The sequence below is a fragment of the Gordonibacter sp. genome (assembly GCF_036667095.1).
In the GTDB taxonomy this organism is placed as follows: Bacteria; Actinomycetota; Coriobacteriia; order Coriobacteriales; family Eggerthellaceae; genus Gordonibacter.
The window spans coordinates 1-3,157 of record NZ_JAVWUP010000249.1; the positions used below are offsets into that span (position 1 = coordinate 1).

General features: G+C 58.8%; 2 protein-coding genes. Both read left to right on the plus strand.

All coding sequences use genetic code 11. The features are described 5' to 3' along the window. Window positions 1–60 precede the first annotated feature (60 nt). Window positions 61–2,490: a molybdopterin-dependent oxidoreductase gene (locus RR842_RS13205; RefSeq protein ID WP_332730059.1), complete on the plus strand. Its 2,430-nt coding sequence runs from the start codon at window positions 61–63 to the stop codon at window positions 2,488–2,490. Window positions 2,491–2,506: 16 nt separating this feature from the next. Continuing rightward, complete coding sequence (locus RR842_RS13210) at window positions 2,507–3,124, plus strand: 4Fe-4S dicluster domain-containing protein (RefSeq protein WP_332514899.1); 618 nt, start codon at window positions 2,507–2,509, stop codon at window positions 3,122–3,124. Window positions 3,125–3,157 lie beyond the last annotated feature (33 nt).

Below are 3,157 nucleotides of genomic sequence, written 5' to 3' on the forward strand. Positions count from 1 at the left end.
TTCTGAACGGTTCGATTGAAGAGGTCAAAATGTAACGTAACTAACTATAGGAGGGGCGTTATGAAGCACACGCAGGAAACTATAGTGAGCACCGCTATGGGCAGAAGGAGCTTTCTTAAAGGCTCCGCCGCTGCTGTTGTTGCAGCAGGGCTCGGATCAAACCTCGCAGGCAGTGACTTCGCCTTTGCCGAAGAAGGCCAAACAACGTCGAAAGGAGAAACGGTCAACCCGGGCGTCTGCCGTGGCGGCTGCGGCTCGGGTTGCCAGATGAACGTGCATGTACGCGACGGAAAGATTGTCAAAACCTCGCGCCGCCAGCAGACCGACCCCAATATCACCCGCGTCTGCAACCGCGGCCTTACCCATGCGCTGCGCGTGTACGGTGAAGACCGCCTCAAGCACCCCATGAAACGCGTTGGCGAGCGAGGTGAGGGCAAGTGGGAGCAAATGAGCTGGGACGAAGCCCTTGCTACCATCTCCGACAAATGGAAAGAAGTGGCCGAAAAATACGGACCCAACTCCAACGCATTCCTCTGCGGATCGGGCAATATCACCCCGGATGCCCAACATGGCAAGCGCCTAGCGGCTGCCATGGGCGCCACCACGCTCGACGCTGCACAAGACCGCGTGTTTTATGCAGCGTTTCCTCCCATCGTCGGCATGGGCAAAGGTCCAGGCGGTGGCGGTAGGAACGACCTGAAGAATGCCAAGAACATCTTTATCTGGGGCTATAACCCGGCTGAGTCGGAAAGCCAGACCTTCCACTACCTTATTCGCGCCCGAGCCGAGCACGGCGCTCGGATCATCTGCATCGATCCTACCTACACCACTACCGCCTCAAAAGCCGACCTGTTTGTGCCCATCTGTCCTGGCACCGACGGCGCACTGGCGCTTGCCATGGCCAATGTGCTGGTGAACGAAGGGCTAGCCGACGAGGCCTTCATGGCAACCGATACCGTGGCTCCCCTTTTGGTGAAAAAAAGCGACGGCAAGTATTTACGCCTGAGCGACCTGGGCAAGGCAGCAGCCGGAACATCCGACGACAAGCCGGTTGCGCGCGGCAAAGACGGCTCGATCGGCACGCTTGCCGAAATCACCGACCCGGCGCTGAAGGGCTCTTTCGGCATCGAGGGCATCGAGGTGACCACCGCCTACGATCTTCTGCTCGAACGCGTGGCCGAATGGACGCCGGAAAAAGCATCTGAGATCTGCAACATTCCGGTCGACACCATCAAGGAGCTTGCGCATATCGTCAAAGACGGCCCCAACTCCATCAATATCGGCCTTGGCCTCGACCATGTCACCAACGGCATGGCAACCTTCTCGGCAATTCTGTCTATGGGCATGATCGCCGGCCAATACGGGCAACCTGGCAACAGCGCAAAAGGCACGTGGCGTGGCGAGACCGCCATCGGATGGATGCCCTACGGCCTGGCCAACCCCAAAGGTGCACCCGGCAGCACGGTGATGTACTCGCCCGCCCTACTCAACTGCATGGAGTCGAAAAAGTACGGCGACAAGGACATCAACATCAAGACGCTCTACATCTGGAACCACAACCTGTTCGGCACCCAGGTGGGCGGCAACCGCTGGCGCGAGTTCTTCGAAGGCGTAGAGCTTTTGGTGGTGACCGACGTGGTCATGACCAGCACGGCAAGCTACGCCGACATCGTCTTGCCCGCCTGCCATTACTTCGAGTGCGAAAGCGCCACGGGAGACGACACCCGCTACGTGTTCTACAACGCAAAATCAGCCGAACCGCTCTACGAATCGAAGAGCGACTTCGAGATATTCAAGATGCTGTTCGAGAAGATGGATTTGCTGCAATACGATTTCAAGAACCTCGACGAGCTCTTCGGGGCTGTATTCAACAACCCAGCAGCGCAAAAGATAGACCTCACCTGGGATCGGTTGAAGAAAGAAGGCTCCGTACTCACCTTCGAGCCCGACAAGCGCGTTATGGGTGAAGATGCCACGTACATGACCCCCACTGGACGCCTACAGTTCTACCAAGAGTCCATTCCGCTCGATACCGACTACGGCCAAAAGATCGACTTCATGAAGGAACGCCTGCCTTACTGGGAGCCACCCATGGAGGTTTGGAAGGAAAATCCCCTTGCCAAGAAATATCCGATCTGCTTCACGTCCGAGCGCAACAAGTACAAGGTGCACACCCAGTACACCCGCGTGCCCTGGCTGCTGGAATTCGAGAACGAGCCCTACATCGCCGTGAACCCGGCCGACTGCGAAGCGCGCGGCATCGCCGATGGCGACTATGTGCGCATGTTCAACGACCGCGGTACCTGCACCCTGCTTGCACGCTTCAACAACGGCGTGCGCCCCGGAATGGCAGTTATCGACCACGGATGGGACCTCGACCAGTTCGTTGACGGGTTCTACTGCGACCTCTTGGGCTACAACGTCACCCCGGTCGTTGCCAACAGCTACTACTTCGACACCCTAATCGAAATCGAGAAGGCAACTATTTAGAAAGGAGGGATCTTATATGCGTTACGGAATGGCGATCGACCTGAACCTTTGCTTCGGCTGCACCGAGTGCGCCGTTGCCTGCAAGTCGAACAACAACCTGCCCAATAAGATGTGGTGGAATCGGGTGCTTACCGATGGCGGTGATCATCCCGACACGCCGAAAGGCACCTACCCGCACGTGAAGATGACCCACTACCCGGTAAGCTGCCAGCACTGCGCGAACCCCGCCTGCGCGAAGGTCTGCCCCGTGGGTGCCACCTGGCGCGACGAGGAGACCGGCATCGTGATGCAGGACGTGGACAAATGCATCGGCTGCCGCATGTGCATGGGCGCGTGCCCCTATGGTGCCCGCGTATTCAACTGGGAGGAACCGGCCTATGCGGTGGACTTCCCGCTCGGCGACGCCGATGCCCCCAGCCACGTTGCCGGAGTGGTGGAGAAGTGCACCTTCTGCGGCAACCGCATCGCACGCGGCGACATGCCCGCCTGCATGGAGCACTGCCCGGGCCGCGCGCGCCACTGGGGAGATTTGGACGACCCCGACAGCGACGTTTCCCGCGCGATCGCCGGCCGCAACACCATCCAGCTGCTCGAAGACAAAGGCACGGAACCCTCCGTGTACTACCTAGCGTAAAGGAGGGCTAACATGACTGAATCAACTACACCC